Genomic DNA, 15,037 nt, shown 5'->3' with positions numbered 1-15,037 from the left:
CTGAACGCACACTCTGTTTTCGAGGATCTCTTCATGAGCGTTTTTCACCTTGCCTACCACGTAACCGATCTGAACGAAGCCCGTGCGTTCTATGGCGAACTACTTGGATGTCAGGAAGGAAGAAGCACGGATACCTGGGTGGATTACAATTTCTTTGGGCACCAGCTTTCGCTTCATCTCGGAACACCATTTGAAACAGCTGCAACCGGCAAAGTCGGTGACCACATGGTTCCAATGCCTCACTTAGGAGTGATCCTACCAAAACCCGAATGGGATGAATTGGCAGAGAAACTGAAGGAAGCTGCCGTCGACTTCGTGCTTCCCCCTTTCACTAGGTTTACCGGGGAACCTGGCGAACAAAGCACTATGTTCTTTCGGGACCCTTCGGGCAATCCAATCGAAATCAAGGGGTTTGCAGATATGGCCGGAGTTTTCGCCACATGATCAATGCGCTGTTTGCGGCTCTTCCAGAGCGATGGACGCAATATGAGAAAACGCTGAACGACGCCTTCTTGGAAGCCGGTCTTCAAGTCGATCTCAGAACAAGTTTTGCGCCTGAAGTTGTAGATTACATTATTTATGCCCCGAACAGTCCAGTGCAGGACTTTCGTCCTTACACAAGATGTAAGGCCGTTTTAAACCTCTGGGCTGGTGTAGAAAACGTTGTCGGCAACGTCACTTTGACTCAGCCGCTGGCTCGAATGGTCGATCCGGGCATGACACAAGGCATGGTGGAATTTGTGATCGGCCACGTGATGCGTCACCATCTGGGGATGGACCTGCATATCAACGGTCAAGACGGGCAATGGCGCGACCACGTCCCCCCCCTCGCCCAAGATAGGCGTGTGACGGTATTGGGCCTTGGGGAATTGGGATTGGCTTGTGCTCGGGCACTTTCAGAACTCGGCTTTCCCGTCACCGGATGGAGTCGCCGCGAAAAGTTTGTAAATGGTATTGCCTGCCTAAATGGCGAACACGGTTTGCAAACAGCTCTGGAAAATGCGGACATCCTTGTCCTGCTTTTGCCCATGACCCCTGCAACCGAAAACCTTCTGAACACTGATCGCTTGGCATGGCTACCCAAAGACAGCGTCATCATAAACCCTGGACGGGGTCAGCTTATCGACGATGGTGCGCTCCTTGAATCCTTGGATGCCGAGCACATCGGCCACGCTACACTGGATGTGTTTCGAGTGGAGCCTTTACCCACCAACCATCGTTTCTGGTCGCACCCGCGCGTGACGGTCACGCCGCATATCGCCTCGGAAACTCGTGCAAAAACCGCGTCACAAGTGATCGCTGAAAACATCAGGCGCGGTGAGGCGGAATTGCCTTTCCTGCATTTGGTTGATCGCGCGGCAGGATACTAGCTGCCGGATTGGAGACAGAAAGGCAACTTACTTAAGGATCGGTGGTTTACTTGGATCACTCCCCGGCTTTACGGGATTGTATTCCTGCAAGGTTTCCGGCTCAGGCAGGTCAAAACGCAAACCAGCTCGCGCCAGTTGCGCCGCAACAGGGTCATTTGCCGAAAAAAATCCCACGTCCAAGGCACCTGCTTCGATACCCGAAAATGTGAGTGCCTCGTTAACGGCTTTGGCCAATGCTCCCTGAGCCGCTTCGATAGCGTCCACAAAACCGAGCATATGCGATCGCGCGCCGTTTTCGTAGGTTACGCCGACCAAATAGGCCATCTTTGCAAGTCCGCCGGTTGTGGCCAGTTTGGCATCCAAGGCCGTCACCAGCACCTCAGGAAGGCCGGCTGGTGCTGTGAAGGCTTCGACTTTGGCCTCAACCTGATCCGGCGCGTGCGTGAGTGTGTTGACAAGCCACCCCAAAGCTTCCGGAGGCACCAACATCGAAGACGGCGCAACCTCTGGGTTCAATGCAAGTCCAATCCCCTGATCAGCGAGCATTGTGGCAATGATCCGACCGGACAAAGCTGCATAAGGCGCGACGCGCCCGACGAATTGGCTCAGACGCTCTTCGGTGTCAAAAACCAGAACAAAAGACGCATCCGACGTTTCGAAAATTTCAGGAGCAATACGTTCACCTTCAGGCTCTTTCTCCAGCAAAAGAAAAAGCTCGGCATCTGCAAGCCTTTCAAAAAACCTGAGCCGTGCGCCGTCATCGTCCGGCGACGCCGACATGGCATCGTGAAACTGGTCTAGGGGGGTTATGGACGATGGTTTGTCGCTCACGCCAAGGTCTCCTGAATGCGTCTCCGCAGTTCCGGCAATAGTTCTGCCTCAAACCACGGGTTTTTCTTGAGCCATGCCGTATTCCTCCACGATGGATGAGGCAAGGGAAAGAGCGCCGGTGCGTGATCACGCCACGCCCTAACGGTCTCGGTCACACCGATCTTTGTGCCGATGTGCCACTTTTGCGCATATCCGCCAATGGCCAGAACGAGCGGTGCCTCGCCTAACTGCGTCAAAACTCTCGTTCGCCAGGTTTTGGCACATATAGGTGGCGGAGGCAGATCGCTTCCCTTGGCGTTGTAGCCAGGAAAACAGAATGCCATTGGAACAATCGCAACACGGGACTGGTCATAAAAAATCCTTTCATCAACGCCCATCCAATCCCGCAAACGATCCCCGGACGGATCCGTGAATGGTTTGCCGCTTTCATGCACTCTTGCGCCAGGCGCCTGACCGACAATCAAGATTCGGGCACCAGACTTAAACCAAACCACGGGACGCGGGGTATGTGCTGTCGCCGTTGTCGCAAACCGGTCGGCACAAATGCGACATGAACGAATTTCTTCAAGCAATTCCATGAGCTTGTGATACCGTCAAAACTTTATTTCGACAATTATCGAAATAATGCTTGCGCAACAAAATCATTTCGATAATTCTAGAAACATGAAACATACAGATCCAACAGACATCTCTCTGGAAATTGCCGCTTCGACCTTCGCTGCGCTTGGTTCGGAACAGAGGCTTTCCGTCTTGCGCTGCCTTGTGCGTGCCGGCTCGGACGGACTTTCCATTGGCGAACTCGGGCAACGCAGCGGAGTGACTGGCTCCACTTTGACGCACCACATGAAAATTCTGACGCAAGCCGGCCTGGTCAAACAGCAAAAACAAGGGCGGTCGATCATTTGCGCTGCTGTTGCCTATGACGCGGTGCGGGATCTTTCTTCTTTCCTTCTCAAAGAATGCTGCGCCGACAGCATCAGCCCCAACGAGGACCACACTCATGGCTGACACAACTCAAACCCCATCACCACTTGGCCAGCGCTTGGCAAAGATAGACAAGGCATGGGCTGCTTTTGCTCTGATCCTTGTGAGTGTGGCCCTGTTTGATCCCGGACAGTTTATGCCAACCGTGGATTTCACCGCTTCCGCATTGTTGCACACTGCCCCGTTCATCCTGTTTGCCGTTTTCGCAATTGGATACCTCAAGGCAACCGGTGCGGAGAACCTTCTTGCCAAGGCATTTGAAGGGCGTGAGACGCGCATGATTGTCCTTGCTGCCCTACTGGGCGGCCTTTCGCCATTCTGTTCCTGCGAGGTGATCCCTTTCATCGCGGCACTCCTCGCGGTTGGCGCGCCTCTGTCCGCGGTCATGGCATTTTGGCTAGCCTCGCCTTTGATGGACCCGGCTATGTTTGCCATCACCTCAGGTACGCTTGGCTATGAGTTTGCGATCGCGAAAGCCCTATCGGCAATTGGTCTTGGACTGCTCGGCGGGTTTGGAACCATGCTCCTGAAATCCACGCCGGTGTTTGCTGACCCGCTGCGCGAAAAACCACAGGTGGGCGGGTGCTGCGGTGTTACAAAACCGTTCTCCGACAAACCTGAGTGGAAGTTCTGGCAAGAGCGGGCCCGTCGCGAGACATTCCGCGAAACGACCATCGAGAACGGTATGTTTCTTCTGAAATGGCTGGCTTTGGCGTATGTCATCGAGGCTTTGATGATCCACTACGTACCCGCAGAATGGATCGCCCAGGTACTTGGTGGCGAAGGGTTCCAGCCCATTGTTCTCGGCGCACTTGTGGGCGCACCGGCCTATCTGAACGGTTATGCCGCTGTTCCATTGGTCGCCGGCTTGCTGGAGCAAGGAATGTCAAACGGGGCGGCCATGTCCTTTGTCATCGCCGGAGGTGTAAGCTGCATTCCAGCCGCCATAGCGGTCTGGGCACTGGTGAAACCCCGAGTTTTCGCTGCTTACCTTGGCTATGCTATGCTTGGAGCCCTCATAGCCGGCACCCTTTGGCAAGCCGTAGCTTAACCGGTTTCCCAAAAGAACTTTTCCAAGGGCGCCTTCCGGCGCCCTTTTTTCGACTCACCGCATTCACAGGGAATTTCGGAAAAATCCGCGCCAATTCGCAACACATTACCGTGTTTCCGACGTGTTTTTCGGGCCGTATGCCCAATTTATGCCGCAAGCCGTTGCTAAAACCGCTTGTAATCCGACATATTAGGCCAAACGCCGACAGAGCGTTAACCTTGTTACGATATTAAAAAGTCGGAAGAGCAGTCGCAGGAGCATCAAATGCTCGAATTCGAGAACGTGAGCAAGTCCTTCTGGACGGGCACGCAGCGCAAGGTAATCCTTGATCGCGTGTCGTTTCGCGTGGAACTGGGTAACTCACTCGGCGTACTTGCACCGAACGGCACAGGCAAAACGACTCTCATCAACATGATGGCCGGACTGGAAAAGCCAGACGAGGGCGTAATACGCCGCGATTGCCGCATCTCCTTCCCTTTGGGCTTCATGGGCGGTGTTGTGAACAAGCATACAGCCGTAGAAAACAGCCGTTACATCGCGCGCCTTTATGGCCTTGACCCCGACTACGTCGAGGCATTCTGCCGTTGGCTCTGCAATCTGGGTGAATACTTCGAACAACCACTCGGTACGTATTCCTCTGGTATGCGGGCCCGTTTTACATTCGCCCTCATGCTGGCTTTGGATTTTGACATCTATCTGATCGATGAGGGCATGCCCTCCTCAACGGATGTGGAGTTCAATAGAAAAGCGGGCGAAGTCCTCCGCGAACGCCTGCGGACCACAACCATCATAATCGTGTCGCACCAACCTCAGGTGCTGGAGAAATTTGCCCGATCCGCCGCGGTTCTGCTAAACGGCAAGCTCTATATGTTCGACACCTTGGAAGAGGCCAAGCAGCTCTATGACTACCAAACCCAAGGCTAAGAAGTTCCGTATCCGCAGAAGCGTGCCGCAATCGGCCGCTGAAACCGGCGCTCCTGCGCCTAAGCCCCGCGTCGTTACGGGTGGCGCCACTCCGGCGCAGCCGGTTGAGTCAGTGCAACCACAGCAGGCCGCGCCGCAGCCAGCCCAAGCCGCCACGCCGAAGCCGCCTGCGCCATCCACAAGTGGTTCTCCGGACACGGACATCGATGCCATCAAGCGTGAAGGGCTGACCGGACGCCAACTGCGCCTCGCTCGTCGTATGGCCCAGAAACATGGTTTGGCGGCCACTTCTGACTATGACGCTGTGCGTTTGTTGCGCAACGCCGGTATTGATCCTTTCCAGCGCACAAATATGCTGGACCTGCTACCCAACGACCAGGGCTCGGAAGGCAACGAAGAAACGGGCAAGTCCAACAAGATGTCAATCGGGCGCATTCAACTGCCTCAGACAATGCCTGTGGACAAGGCCAACCTGCCTTCAACGGAAACCCGCTCCCCTGCGGAGATGCGGGCCATGGAAATTGGCGAGATTCAAAAAGACATCGCACGGCGCCGTCGTCGTCGGCTCCTGCTTTTGCTGGCCCGCCTGTCAGCCTTTGTGTTCCTGCCAACCATTTTTGCAGCATGGTACTTTTACGGCGTTGCGACACCAATGTATGCGACCAAATCCGCGTTCCTTGTCCAACAGGCAGACAGCACCGGTGGCTCCGGCCTCGGGTCTCTTTTGCCGAGCCAGCTAAATGCCAACCAGGATGCGATCGCTGTTCAGGACTACCTGACGTCAAAGGATGCGATGATCCGACTGGACAGTGATGTTGGCTTCAAATCGCACTTCTCTGATCAATCTATTGACCCAATTCAGCGCCTAGACCCGACCCCATCAAACGAGGAAGCCTACAAACTCTACAAGAAGTTTGTGAAAATCGGCTACGACCCGACCGAAGGCTCCGTACGCATGGAAGTCATCGCTGCTGACCCTTCTGTGGCAACTGCATTCTCTCGCGCTTTGATCACCTACGCCGAGGAGCGCGTTGACGCGCTGTCTCAGCGTAAGCGGGAAGACCAAATGCGTGATGCGCGCCGCAGCCTCGAGGAAGCAAAAGACGAAAGACGCGAAGCGCAGCTTGCCCTTGTGGAGAAACAGCAAAACGCCGTGGTCGATCCCGACGGCGTGATTGCGTCTCGTCGCCAACAGATTTCAAACGTGCAAGTTCAGCTTCAGGAAAAAGAACTCCAACTGGCGGCGCTGCTTGATAACACTCGTCCCAATCAGGCACGCGTCGAAGGCGTCAAGGGAGACGTGCGACGCCTTGAAAACCTGCTGGCCAATCTCGAAGCACAAATGAGAGAAGCCACAGAAGGTGAAGCGTCGTTGGCGGCACAAGCTGCAGAGATTCAAATCGCACAAGCAGACCTTGCAACTGCGGATTTGATCATGCAGTCGGCATTGCAAACCCTGAAGCAGACCGAACTCGAAGCCAGCCGTCAGGTTCGATATCTCACAACTTCCGTCGAACCAGTGGCATCCGAGGACGCGTCTTATCCGCGTAGTTTCGAGAACACGATCTTGGCCTTCCTGATTTTTTCAGGCATCTATCTGATGATATCGCTCACAGCGTCCATTCTCAGAGAACAGGTGTCTTCGTGATGAAAACTGTCGAGGTCGCGGACCTCAAGATCGGCAACGATCAGCCCCTGACCGTCATCGCCGGTCCGTGCCAGCTCGAAAGCGCGGACCACGCGCAAATGATCGCTGGCACCATGCAAGAAGCCTGCGCAGCAGCCGGTGCGCAGTATGTTTTCAAGGCTAGTTACGACAAGGCGAACCGAACGTCGCTCTCTGGCAAGCGAGGCATGGGGATCGACGCCGGGCTTTCGGTTCTGGACGGCATCCGAAAAGAATTTGGCGTTCCAGTCCTGACGGATGTTCATACAGAAGCGCAATGCGCCGTGGCCGCAGATGCGGTGGACATCCTTCAAATACCTGCTTTTCTATGCCGCCAAACCGACATGTTGCTGGCGGCCGGAAATACCGGCGCTGCGGTAAACGTAAAAAAAGGCCAGTTTCTTGCGCCATGGGAAATGGGGAACATCGTCACCAAGATCGAAAGCACCGGTAACAACCGCATCCTGTTGACAGAACGTGGGACGTCCTTTGGGTACAACACTCTGGTTGCAGACATGCGGGGGCTGCCACAAATGGCGCAAACCGGATACCCCGTGGTCATGGATGCAACCCACTCGGTCCAACAACCCGGGGGCAAAGGCGGCAGCACCGGGGGGCAGCGAGAATTTGCTCCGGTCATGGCAAGGGCCGCGGTTTCGCTGGGTATCGCCTCTGTTTTCATCGAAACTCACGATGATCCAGACAACGCACCTTCTGACGGCCCGAACATGATCCCGATTGACCAGATGGCAGATCTGGTCACGACCCTGATGCAGTTCGATGCTCTGGCCAAAGCCAACCCAATAAACATTTGAATACCCTGTTCAGTACAAGAGACATGTTATGAAAAAACCATTGCCTGAAGTGCGCCCGAACACTTGGGAATTCCTCCGGGATCCCATGATTGCCCCTACCGGCTTCCGCGAATATGACGCGCGTTGGCAGTTCCCCGAAGCCATCAACCTACCGGGTATGACCGCCCTTGGTTTCGGCCTCGGAACCCAAATGCAGCGACGCGGTATCGAGCCTGTGATCGCCGTGGGCAACGATTACAGAGACTATTCAGTGGCTATCAAAATGGCGTTGATCGTTGGCCTGATGAAAGCCGGAATCCACGTCAAGGACATTGGCCCCGCGTTGTCGCCAATGGCGTATTTTGCGCAATTCCACCTGGATACACCAGCCGTGGCAATGGTCACCGCGTCCCACAATCCCAATGGCTGGACCGGGGTGAAAATGGGCTTTGAAAAACCTCTCACGCACGGTCCGGACGAAATGGCAGAGTTGCGCGACATTGTCCTGAACGGCGACTTTGACGCCCACGATGGCGGCAAGCACGAAGTCGTTGACGGTGTTCGTGAAGCCTACATCGATGACCTCGTCGGCGACTTCAAAATGACACGACCGCTCAAGGTTGTTTGCGCAACAGGCAACGGTACCGCTGCGGCTTTTGCTCCGGAAATCTTCAGACGCATGGGCGTGGAGGTCGTCGATAGCCACAATCGACTTGACTATACATTCCCCAACTACAACCCAAATCCAGAGGCGATGGAAATGCTGCACGACATGTCGGACAGCGTCAAAGCCTCCGGTGCAGACCTCGCCCTTGGTTTTGACGGCGATGGCGACCGGTGCGGCGTGGTAGACGACGAAGGCGAAGAGATCTTTGCCGATAAGGTTGGCGTGATCATGGCCAAGGATCTTGGCAAGATTTACCCCAACGCCACCTTTGTCGCAGACGTCAAATCTACCGGCTTGTATGCTGCCGATCCCGACCTTTTGGCCACTGGTGCCAAGACGGACTACTGGAAGACCGGCCACAGCCACATGAAACGCCGCGTTCACGAACTGGGCGCACTCGCAGGCTTCGAAAAATCCGGCCACTATTTCCTCTCCGGCCCAATCGGGCGCGGCTATGACTGCGGCATGCGGGTTGCGGTCGAAATCTGTAAAATGCTCGATCGCAACCCCGACATGAAAATGTCGGACATGCGCAAGGCGCTGCCAAAAACATGGTCCACTCCGACCATGTCGCCTTATGCCGCCGATACCGAGAAATACGACATTCTCGACCGTCTGGTGACCAAGCTGGTGGCCAAACACGAAGCCGGTGAAACCATCGCCGGTCGCGCGATCAAAGAGGTTGTGACCGTGAACGGCGCCCGCGTCATTCTGGACAACGGCAGCTGGGGGCTGGTACGCGCCAGTTCCAACACGCCGAACCTTGTGGTGGTGATAGAAAGCAACGAAAGCGAAGACGAGATGCGCCAGATTTTTGCGGAAATCGACGCAGTGATCCGCACCGAACCCGGCGTTGGCGACTACGATCAGACCATCTGATCCCTTAAAGGATGTTCTCCCGACCCCTTGCGGGGTTGGGCGTGGCTCACGGCTTGCGCCGTGAGCCTTTCCGTTAGACGCGACCCGTGGGGATCACCTCATAGCCAGGCTCTTCCGGCTCATCATCGAGCATCTCCGGCGGAAACCCCGGCGCAAGCACCTCGACGCCCGCCGCCTCTTCCAGCCGCTTGATGATGTTCGGGCTGAGTTCGCGTTCACCATAGCGCGCAATGCCGTCGTCAAACATCTTGATCATCAGCGGGTTCAACTCCAGCGGCACACCCGCCCGATTAGCGACCTCCTGAAACAGGCCAATGTCTTTCTTCACGAGGTCCATGGTGAAACTGATGTCGCGGCTCCCGTTCAAGATCACCTGACTCTCCGTCTCATGGCTGAACGAATTGCCCGAACTGATCTTGATCGCCTCATAGGCCGTGTTGAGGTCCATCCCCGCCGCCGCACAGGTGGTCAAAGCCTCGGCACTCGCCACCAGATGCGCCGTGGCAAGGAAGTTTGTAACCACCTTCAACACCGAGGCCGACCCCAAATCGCCGGTGTGCAAAATCCGCCGCCCCATGGTGGTCAACAGCGGGAGAATCCGCTCAAAAGTCGCCCGATCACATCCTGCGAAAATGGCGATATTGCCGGTATCCGCCCGATGACAGCCGCCCGACACCGGACAATCAACCGCCGCTCCGCCTGCCGCGATCACCGAACCGCCCAGTCGCTTGACCTCTGCCTCATCCGTGGTGGACATCTCCATCCAGATCTTGCCCGGCCCAACTTCCGGCAACATCTCCTGCATGACGGCATCGGAGGCCGCAGGCGACGGCAGACAGGTGATCACCGCATCACAATCGCGCATCATCTGCGCAGGGTTCTCGCCCGCCGATGCGCCAGCTGCAACCTTTGCAGCCACGAGATCGGCGTTCAGGTCATAGACCGTCAGGTCCACGCCATTTCGCAGCAAACTGCCACTCAGCTTGCCGCCTACATTGCCAAGGCCGATAAATCCGATTTTCATGGCCGCACTCCTTGTTGTGTTTTTAAACAGGCTGCGCGGGCGGAGTAAGTATGTCACGCAGTTTTGCGACACGATGAACGCCGCATTTGGACAGACAGCATTCTAGTGAAATCTCTATTGCCCCGGTGCCGACCAGCCAAAATGCACGATGCAATTGTCTTTCAGGGTCACAGATACACTCTCGACTTTTTGAATGGGGTGAACAGAGAAATTCGCGACTTGAATGCCATCCTCGTCACCGTTCAAGAGATTGATCGGAGTTCGCGTTAACTCGGCGTCTCCCCAATCATCCCCATCTTCGCTGAGGACGTAGGCCATGTAAGACTTCGCTGACGCAACAAGTTCTACGTCGCTGAAGGCGCGCCCATCTGGCGGGCAGCTGTTCTTCCACCCGCTCCATTGCTTGGCCTGAAGAAAAAACACAGCACAGACCCACGCGATCGCCGCGAACCCAACAACCAAGAGATTATCAAAGCGTTTGTTGCGTTTGGGCCTTTTGTTTTCTGCATACTCTGGCCAAACTTGCTGCTTTTTCGGCGCCAAGCGTTTCGCCGCGAATCCTCGCACTTTTGGAATGTCACATCGCGACAACCGCTCCAATGCACCCCGCGCTTCCGGCGTTCCAATGTCGGCAAGCGCCCATGTGCATTTGCGGGCAAGCGCAAAATTGTCGTCCCACTCTAGATAGTCCGGACAACTCAAAGCACGCGCTTCAAGTGCCGCTACCGCTGAAGGACACCGCAATTGCTGAATCGCCCGCGCAAGATCCTCGTGGCGAAAATGCCAGTCGCCCGACAGCGCCTCCGTCAAAACATCACAAAGCCCATCCAACTGATTGGCCTGAGCGCATGCCGCCAACGCGTCTTCAAACGCGCCAGCGTTTTCCGCAATAACAGCCTCTCTCACCGCGTAATGGAGTTCTGTCATTTGTCTCTTTCAGTCTGCCCACCCAAAAGATAGGCGAACCGATGCCCGCATCACAACCATTGCGTTATCTCACGTGGACAATACCCGAATAAATGCCGCCCCGCTTGGGAAGGCTCTCATTCTCAAGCTATCGTTCAGCCTTAGCCGATAATTACGTTCAGCTTCGCAGACGGGCTCGTCACTTTCGCCTTCAGTTCCGCCGAAGGACGGAAGTAGCCGCTGCCTGGACCCTACGCCGCTTCCAACTCTGCCAGAGTGGCCGCTTCGCTCTCTGCCGGCGCCTTGGCCACACCCGCGAACTCTTACGCAACAGAGTCGCGGTTACAACGCAAGTTTTGCTTCGGTGTCCAAACCAAACATCTGCGACCTGATTGGCAAATTACATCCATCGCTTTTTGGTTTTTGCGAGCCGGTTGTATTCCGACAAGAAAATCCGAGCTCTTCGATGCATTGGAACTCCAGAGCTCCACCAAGCAAAAAAATCCTCCTCGATATCGCTCACCAACTGCGCGACATGCTCGCTACTTTGCAACTCAAGTCCATTATTTGGTGGCACGTATGGCGAGAACGGATGGTCCAGCTTGCCTAACAACCAGTCTATATCTGGCGCCGACCCGTGAAGCGAACTCTCGATCAACTCAGGCGCTAAAGAAAACTGGCTTTGCCCAAAGCCAAGAACCCCATTTGCCAACTGCCTCGCAAAAGCGCTGTATTTGCACTCGTTAATGATCCAACGGCGTTTTTTCTCTGCCAGTTGATGGAAATGGTTCGCCAAGATAATGGCTTCGCCGGAGGGCGAAACATTGTGCTTGGTTTTGTAAATTTGCGAAGGTGTAATTCCCATTTTGAAACAATAGTCTAATACGACATCCCCTTCGTGCAGACGGTCTTTTTCGAAGGGGACCAAATCGACATTTTCAGCACCTAGGCACTTTAGCCAGGGAGAAAGCTTTGACTGAAATTCTCTGGGTCGAACCACTTTTTCAAACGAACGCGAAGAAGTGGTCCGCATGATTTGCTGCGTTCGGCTGACCAAATCTGACGCGGGTTCCCTGATATACGCAACCGCCGAAATCTGACCGAACGCTTCACGCAAATCAGAAACCATGCGCTCGATAGCGGCTTTATTGAAAGACTGCGTTAACTCTTCAGCGGAAATGATTACGTCGCGGTCGTCCTTTTTCAGCTCCGCGATTATTGCCCGCCTTGCATCGCTCGCCGCCATGCCTCCTTGACCGAGGATATTTCGGGCCGAACCCTCTAGATACGCCGCCATCAGCATCTGGGAGTGATTGGCATCACTAAGTCTCAGATATCTGACTCTGGAGTTTTCAAACCCCTTCAAAGCTTGCTGAATCGACGTTGACCCAGTCTTGTGCAAGCCGAGATGGATGTGACACGTCCTCTTTTGCATCAAACTCACAATATCCCGAGATAAGAAAGACGGTGTTTGGAGCAAAACCATACCACCCCGTACACCTCAGGCTAGACCCCAACAGAAAAACAGGCCACCCAAAGGTGGCCCGCTGATAAAACCGCTTTCGTTCTTAGCCGATAATCGCGTTCAGAGTCGCGCTTGGGCGCATCACTTTCGCCTTCAGCTCCACCGACGGACGATAGTAGCCGCCGATCTCCGCTGCCGGACCCTGCGCCGCTGCGAATTCTGCCAGAATGGCTGCTTCGCCCTCTGCCAGCGCCTTGGCCACACCCGCGAACTCTGCCGCCAGATCCGCATCGTCAGACTGCGCCGCTAGGGCTTCGGCCCAATAACGCGCGAACCAGTAGTGGCTGTCGCGGTTGTCAGGCTGGCCCACTTTGCGCGATGGCGAACGGTTGTCGTCCAGAATGCCTTGGGTTGCGGCCTCGGCAGCGACACCCAGAACACCAGCCTTAACGTTGCCTTTCACGTCCGCGAGGAAGTTCAGGCTTTCGCCAAGTGCGCAGAACTCACCCATGGAGTCCCAACGCAGGTGGTTTTCTTCGACCAACTGCTGCACGTGCTTGGGCGCGGAACCACCGGCACCGGTTTCAAACAGGCCGCCACCTTTCATCAGCTTCACGATGGAGAGCATTTTGGCGGAGGTGCCGAGCTCAAGGATCGGGAAGAGGTCGGTCAGGTAGTCACGCAGCACGTTGCCGGTGATGGCGATGCTGTCGTTGCCGGCGGTGATGGTTTTGAGCGACTGCGCCGTGGCTTCGCGTGGGGCCATGATCTGGAACAGGTCGGCTTTGCCAGCCGCTTCCAGAGCTGGGGTCACGTATTTGATCAGCTCAGCATCGTGGGCGCGGTTTGCGTCCAGCCAGAAGATCGCCTCAGAACCGGTCAGGCGCTGACGGTCCATCGCCAGCTCGATCCAGTTCTCGATGGGGGCTTTCTTCACGGTGCAGGAGCGCCAGATGTCGCCGGTCTCCACATTATGTTCATGCAGCACGTCGCCATTTTCCAGCACGATACGGATGGCCCCCGCCGCTGGTGCTTCGAACGTGGTTGGGTGAGAGCCGTACTCTTCGGCCTTCTGTGCCATCAGGCCAACGTTGGCCACAGAGCCAGCGGTCGTCACGTCAAGCGCGCCATTGGCTTTGAAGAAATTGATGGTTTCGTCGTAGACGGAGGCGTAGCAACGATCCGGGATCACACAGTTGGTGTCACCCTTGTTGCCGGCTTCGTCCCAGCCTTTGCCGCCAGCGCGGATCACGGCGGGCATGGAGGCATCGATGATCACATCGGATGGCACGTGCAGGTTGGTGATGCCTTTGTCGCTGTCGACCATATACATGGACGGACGATCCAGCGCGGCGATTTCAGCTTTGATCGCCTCGGCGTTGTCCAGCGTGTCGATCGCGGCCAGAACCGCACCCAGACCGGAATTCGGGGAACCGCCGGCGGCTGCAATCGCGTCGCCGTGTGCGTCCCAAACCGGACCCAGCCATGCTTTCACGGCGTGGCCGAAGATGATCGGGTCGGAGACCTTCATCATGGTGGCTTTCATGTGCAGGGAGAACATGGTGCCGTCGGCCTTGGTGTCATCGATCGCGCCTGCAAGGAAGCTGCCGAGTGCTGCTGCAGACATGAAGGTCGCGTCGGCCACGGTACCTTCTTCCAGCGGGTAGCTGTCTTTTAGCACTGTCACGTCGCCGTCTTTGGCGACAAATTCGATTTTCGCGTCACCAGCCTGAGCGGCGGAGATGGTGGCGGAAACTTCGTTTGCATAAAAGTCGTTGCCTGGCATGGAAGACACCTTGGTCTTGGAGGAGCCTTCCCATGCGCCCATGGAGTGAGGGTTGTTCTGAGCGAAGTTTTTCACCGCACGAGCAGAGCGACGATCCGAGTTGCCTTCACGCAAAACCGGGTTAACAGCGGAGCCCTTGATAGCGTCAAAACGTGCGCGTATCGCCTTCTCGTCGTCGGTCTGTGGATCTTCCGGGTAAGACGGGATGTCGTATCCCTGACCTTGCAGTTCTTCAATGGCCGCCACCAGTTGGGGCACCGAAGCAGAGATGTTCGGCAGCTTGATGACGTTGGCGTCCGGCGTTTTAACCAGTTCGCCCAGAGCAGCCAGATCGTCGGATTGGCGCTGCGCGTCTGTCAAATTCTCCGGGAAGGTCGCGATGATGCGGCCCGCGAGAGAAATGTCCGGTGTACCCACAGTGATACCTGCAGCGGATACGAACTTGCGAATGATCGGCAGGAAAGAGGCCGAGGCCAGCTCGGGCGCTTCGTCTACAATTGTATACAGAATGTCGGGGGTCTTGTTTTCTGCCATTTTTCTCACAACCTTTTTTCGGGTTCGGGGTGTCTGTGACTGGTCCTTCGAAGGCGGATACCGCCGGAATTCTCGTCAAAATCTCCTCAGCTGCCGCAACAGAAAAGCCTGCACGACAGCAACGTGCAGGCTTCCTATATGCCGCCAACGGGCAAA

14 protein-coding genes are annotated in these 15,037 nt (G+C 55.8%); 8 read left to right on the top strand and 6 right to left on the bottom strand.

The window, feature by feature from the left end; translation table 11 throughout:
• Nucleotides 1–33: 33 nt before the first annotated feature.
• Nucleotides 34–444 carry a VOC family protein gene (locus BXY66_RS19595; RefSeq protein WP_132862111.1) on the top strand — a complete coding sequence of 137 codons (411 nt, stop codon included), beginning with the start codon at nt 34–36 and terminating at the stop codon, nt 442–444.
• Nucleotides 441–1,370: a 2-hydroxyacid dehydrogenase gene (locus BXY66_RS19590; protein ID WP_132862110.1), complete on the top strand. Its 930-nt coding sequence runs from the start codon at nt 441–443 to the stop codon at nt 1,368–1,370. The genes BXY66_RS19595 and BXY66_RS19590 overlap by 4 nt, the downstream gene beginning before the upstream one ends.
• A 27-nt stretch (nt 1,371–1,397) precedes the next feature.
• Here BXY66_RS19590 and BXY66_RS19585 read toward each other — a convergent pair whose 3' ends face one another.
• Together BXY66_RS19585 and BXY66_RS19580 are read right to left on the bottom strand one after the other, a co-directional pair.
• The gene (locus tag BXY66_RS19585) at nt 1,398–2,150 is read right to left on the bottom strand and encodes an SseB family protein (protein WP_132862179.1); all 753 of its coding nucleotides are present in this window, start codon (nt 2,148–2,150) and stop codon (nt 1,398–1,400) included.
• Nucleotides 2,151–2,197: 47 nt separating this feature from the next.
• Complete coding sequence (locus BXY66_RS19580) at nt 2,198–2,779, bottom strand: uracil-DNA glycosylase family protein (protein ID WP_132862109.1); 582 nt, start codon at nt 2,777–2,779, stop codon at nt 2,198–2,200.
• Nucleotides 2,780–2,864: 85 nt separating this feature from the next.
• Here BXY66_RS19580 and BXY66_RS19575 point away from each other — a divergent pair, with 85 nt between their 5' ends.
• From BXY66_RS19575 to BXY66_RS19550, 6 genes are all read left to right on the top strand, one after another.
• Complete coding sequence (locus tag BXY66_RS19575) at nt 2,865–3,209, top strand: ArsR/SmtB family transcription factor (RefSeq protein WP_132862108.1); 345 nt, start codon at nt 2,865–2,867, stop codon at nt 3,207–3,209.
• Entirely contained in the window at nt 3,202–4,236 is a 1,035-nt protein-coding gene (locus BXY66_RS19570) for a permease (protein ID WP_132862107.1), read from the top strand. Before BXY66_RS19575 ends, BXY66_RS19570 begins: the two co-directional genes overlap by 8 nt.
• 264 nt (nt 4,237–4,500) lie before the next feature.
• Nucleotides 4,501–5,160, top strand: a complete 660-nt coding sequence (locus tag BXY66_RS19565; RefSeq protein WP_132862106.1) for an ABC transporter ATP-binding protein — start codon at nt 4,501–4,503, stop codon at nt 5,158–5,160.
• Nucleotides 5,138–6,808, top strand: a complete 1,671-nt coding sequence (locus tag BXY66_RS19560; protein ID WP_132862105.1) for a KpsE/RkpR family capsule polysaccharide export protein — start codon at nt 5,138–5,140, stop codon at nt 6,806–6,808. The genes BXY66_RS19565 and BXY66_RS19560 overlap by 23 nt, the downstream gene beginning before the upstream one ends.
• The gene (kdsA, locus tag BXY66_RS19555; protein ID WP_132862104.1) at nt 6,808–7,641 is read left to right on the top strand and encodes a 3-deoxy-8-phosphooctulonate synthase; all 834 of its coding nucleotides are present in this window, start codon (nt 6,808–6,810) and stop codon (nt 7,639–7,641) included. Before BXY66_RS19560 ends, kdsA begins: the two co-directional genes overlap by 1 nt.
• Nucleotides 7,642–7,669: 28 nt before the next feature.
• Nucleotides 7,670–9,166 (top strand): phosphomannomutase/phosphoglucomutase, encoded by a 1,497-nt coding sequence (locus tag BXY66_RS19550; protein WP_132862103.1) that lies wholly within the window; start codon nt 7,670–7,672, stop codon nt 9,164–9,166.
• Nucleotides 9,167–9,239: 73 nt separating this feature from the next.
• On the opposite strand, the gene BXY66_RS19545 is transcribed toward BXY66_RS19550, so the two are convergent.
• The 4 genes from BXY66_RS19545 to BXY66_RS19530 all read right to left on the bottom strand — a co-directional run bounded on the left by BXY66_RS19545 (nt 9,240) and on the right by BXY66_RS19530 (nt 14,881).
• Nucleotides 9,240–10,190, bottom strand: coding sequence for an NAD(P)-dependent oxidoreductase (locus BXY66_RS19545; protein WP_132862102.1), 951 nt, complete (start codon nt 10,188–10,190; stop codon nt 9,240–9,242).
• 114 nt (nt 10,191–10,304) lie between these two features.
• Nucleotides 10,305–11,117: a HEAT repeat domain-containing protein gene (locus BXY66_RS19540; protein ID WP_132862101.1), complete on the bottom strand. Its 813-nt coding sequence runs from the start codon at nt 11,115–11,117 to the stop codon at nt 10,305–10,307.
• Between the two features lie 379 nt (nt 11,118–11,496).
• Entirely contained in the window at nt 11,497–12,399 is a 903-nt protein-coding gene (locus BXY66_RS19535; RefSeq protein WP_132862100.1) for a hypothetical protein, read from the bottom strand.
• A gap of 265 nt (nt 12,400–12,664) precedes the next feature.
• Nucleotides 12,665–14,881: an NADP-dependent isocitrate dehydrogenase gene (locus tag BXY66_RS19530; RefSeq protein WP_132862099.1), complete on the bottom strand. Its 2,217-nt coding sequence runs from the start codon at nt 14,879–14,881 to the stop codon at nt 12,665–12,667.
• Between the last annotated feature and the right edge of the window lie 156 nt (nt 14,882–15,037).

The sequence above is a fragment of the Shimia isoporae genome (assembly GCF_004346865.1).
GTDB classification, from domain to species: domain Bacteria; phylum Pseudomonadota; class Alphaproteobacteria; order Rhodobacterales; family Rhodobacteraceae; genus Shimia; species Shimia isoporae.
Note: the sequence above shows the minus strand (reverse complement) of the source record. Positions and strands in the feature narration are given on the sequence as shown.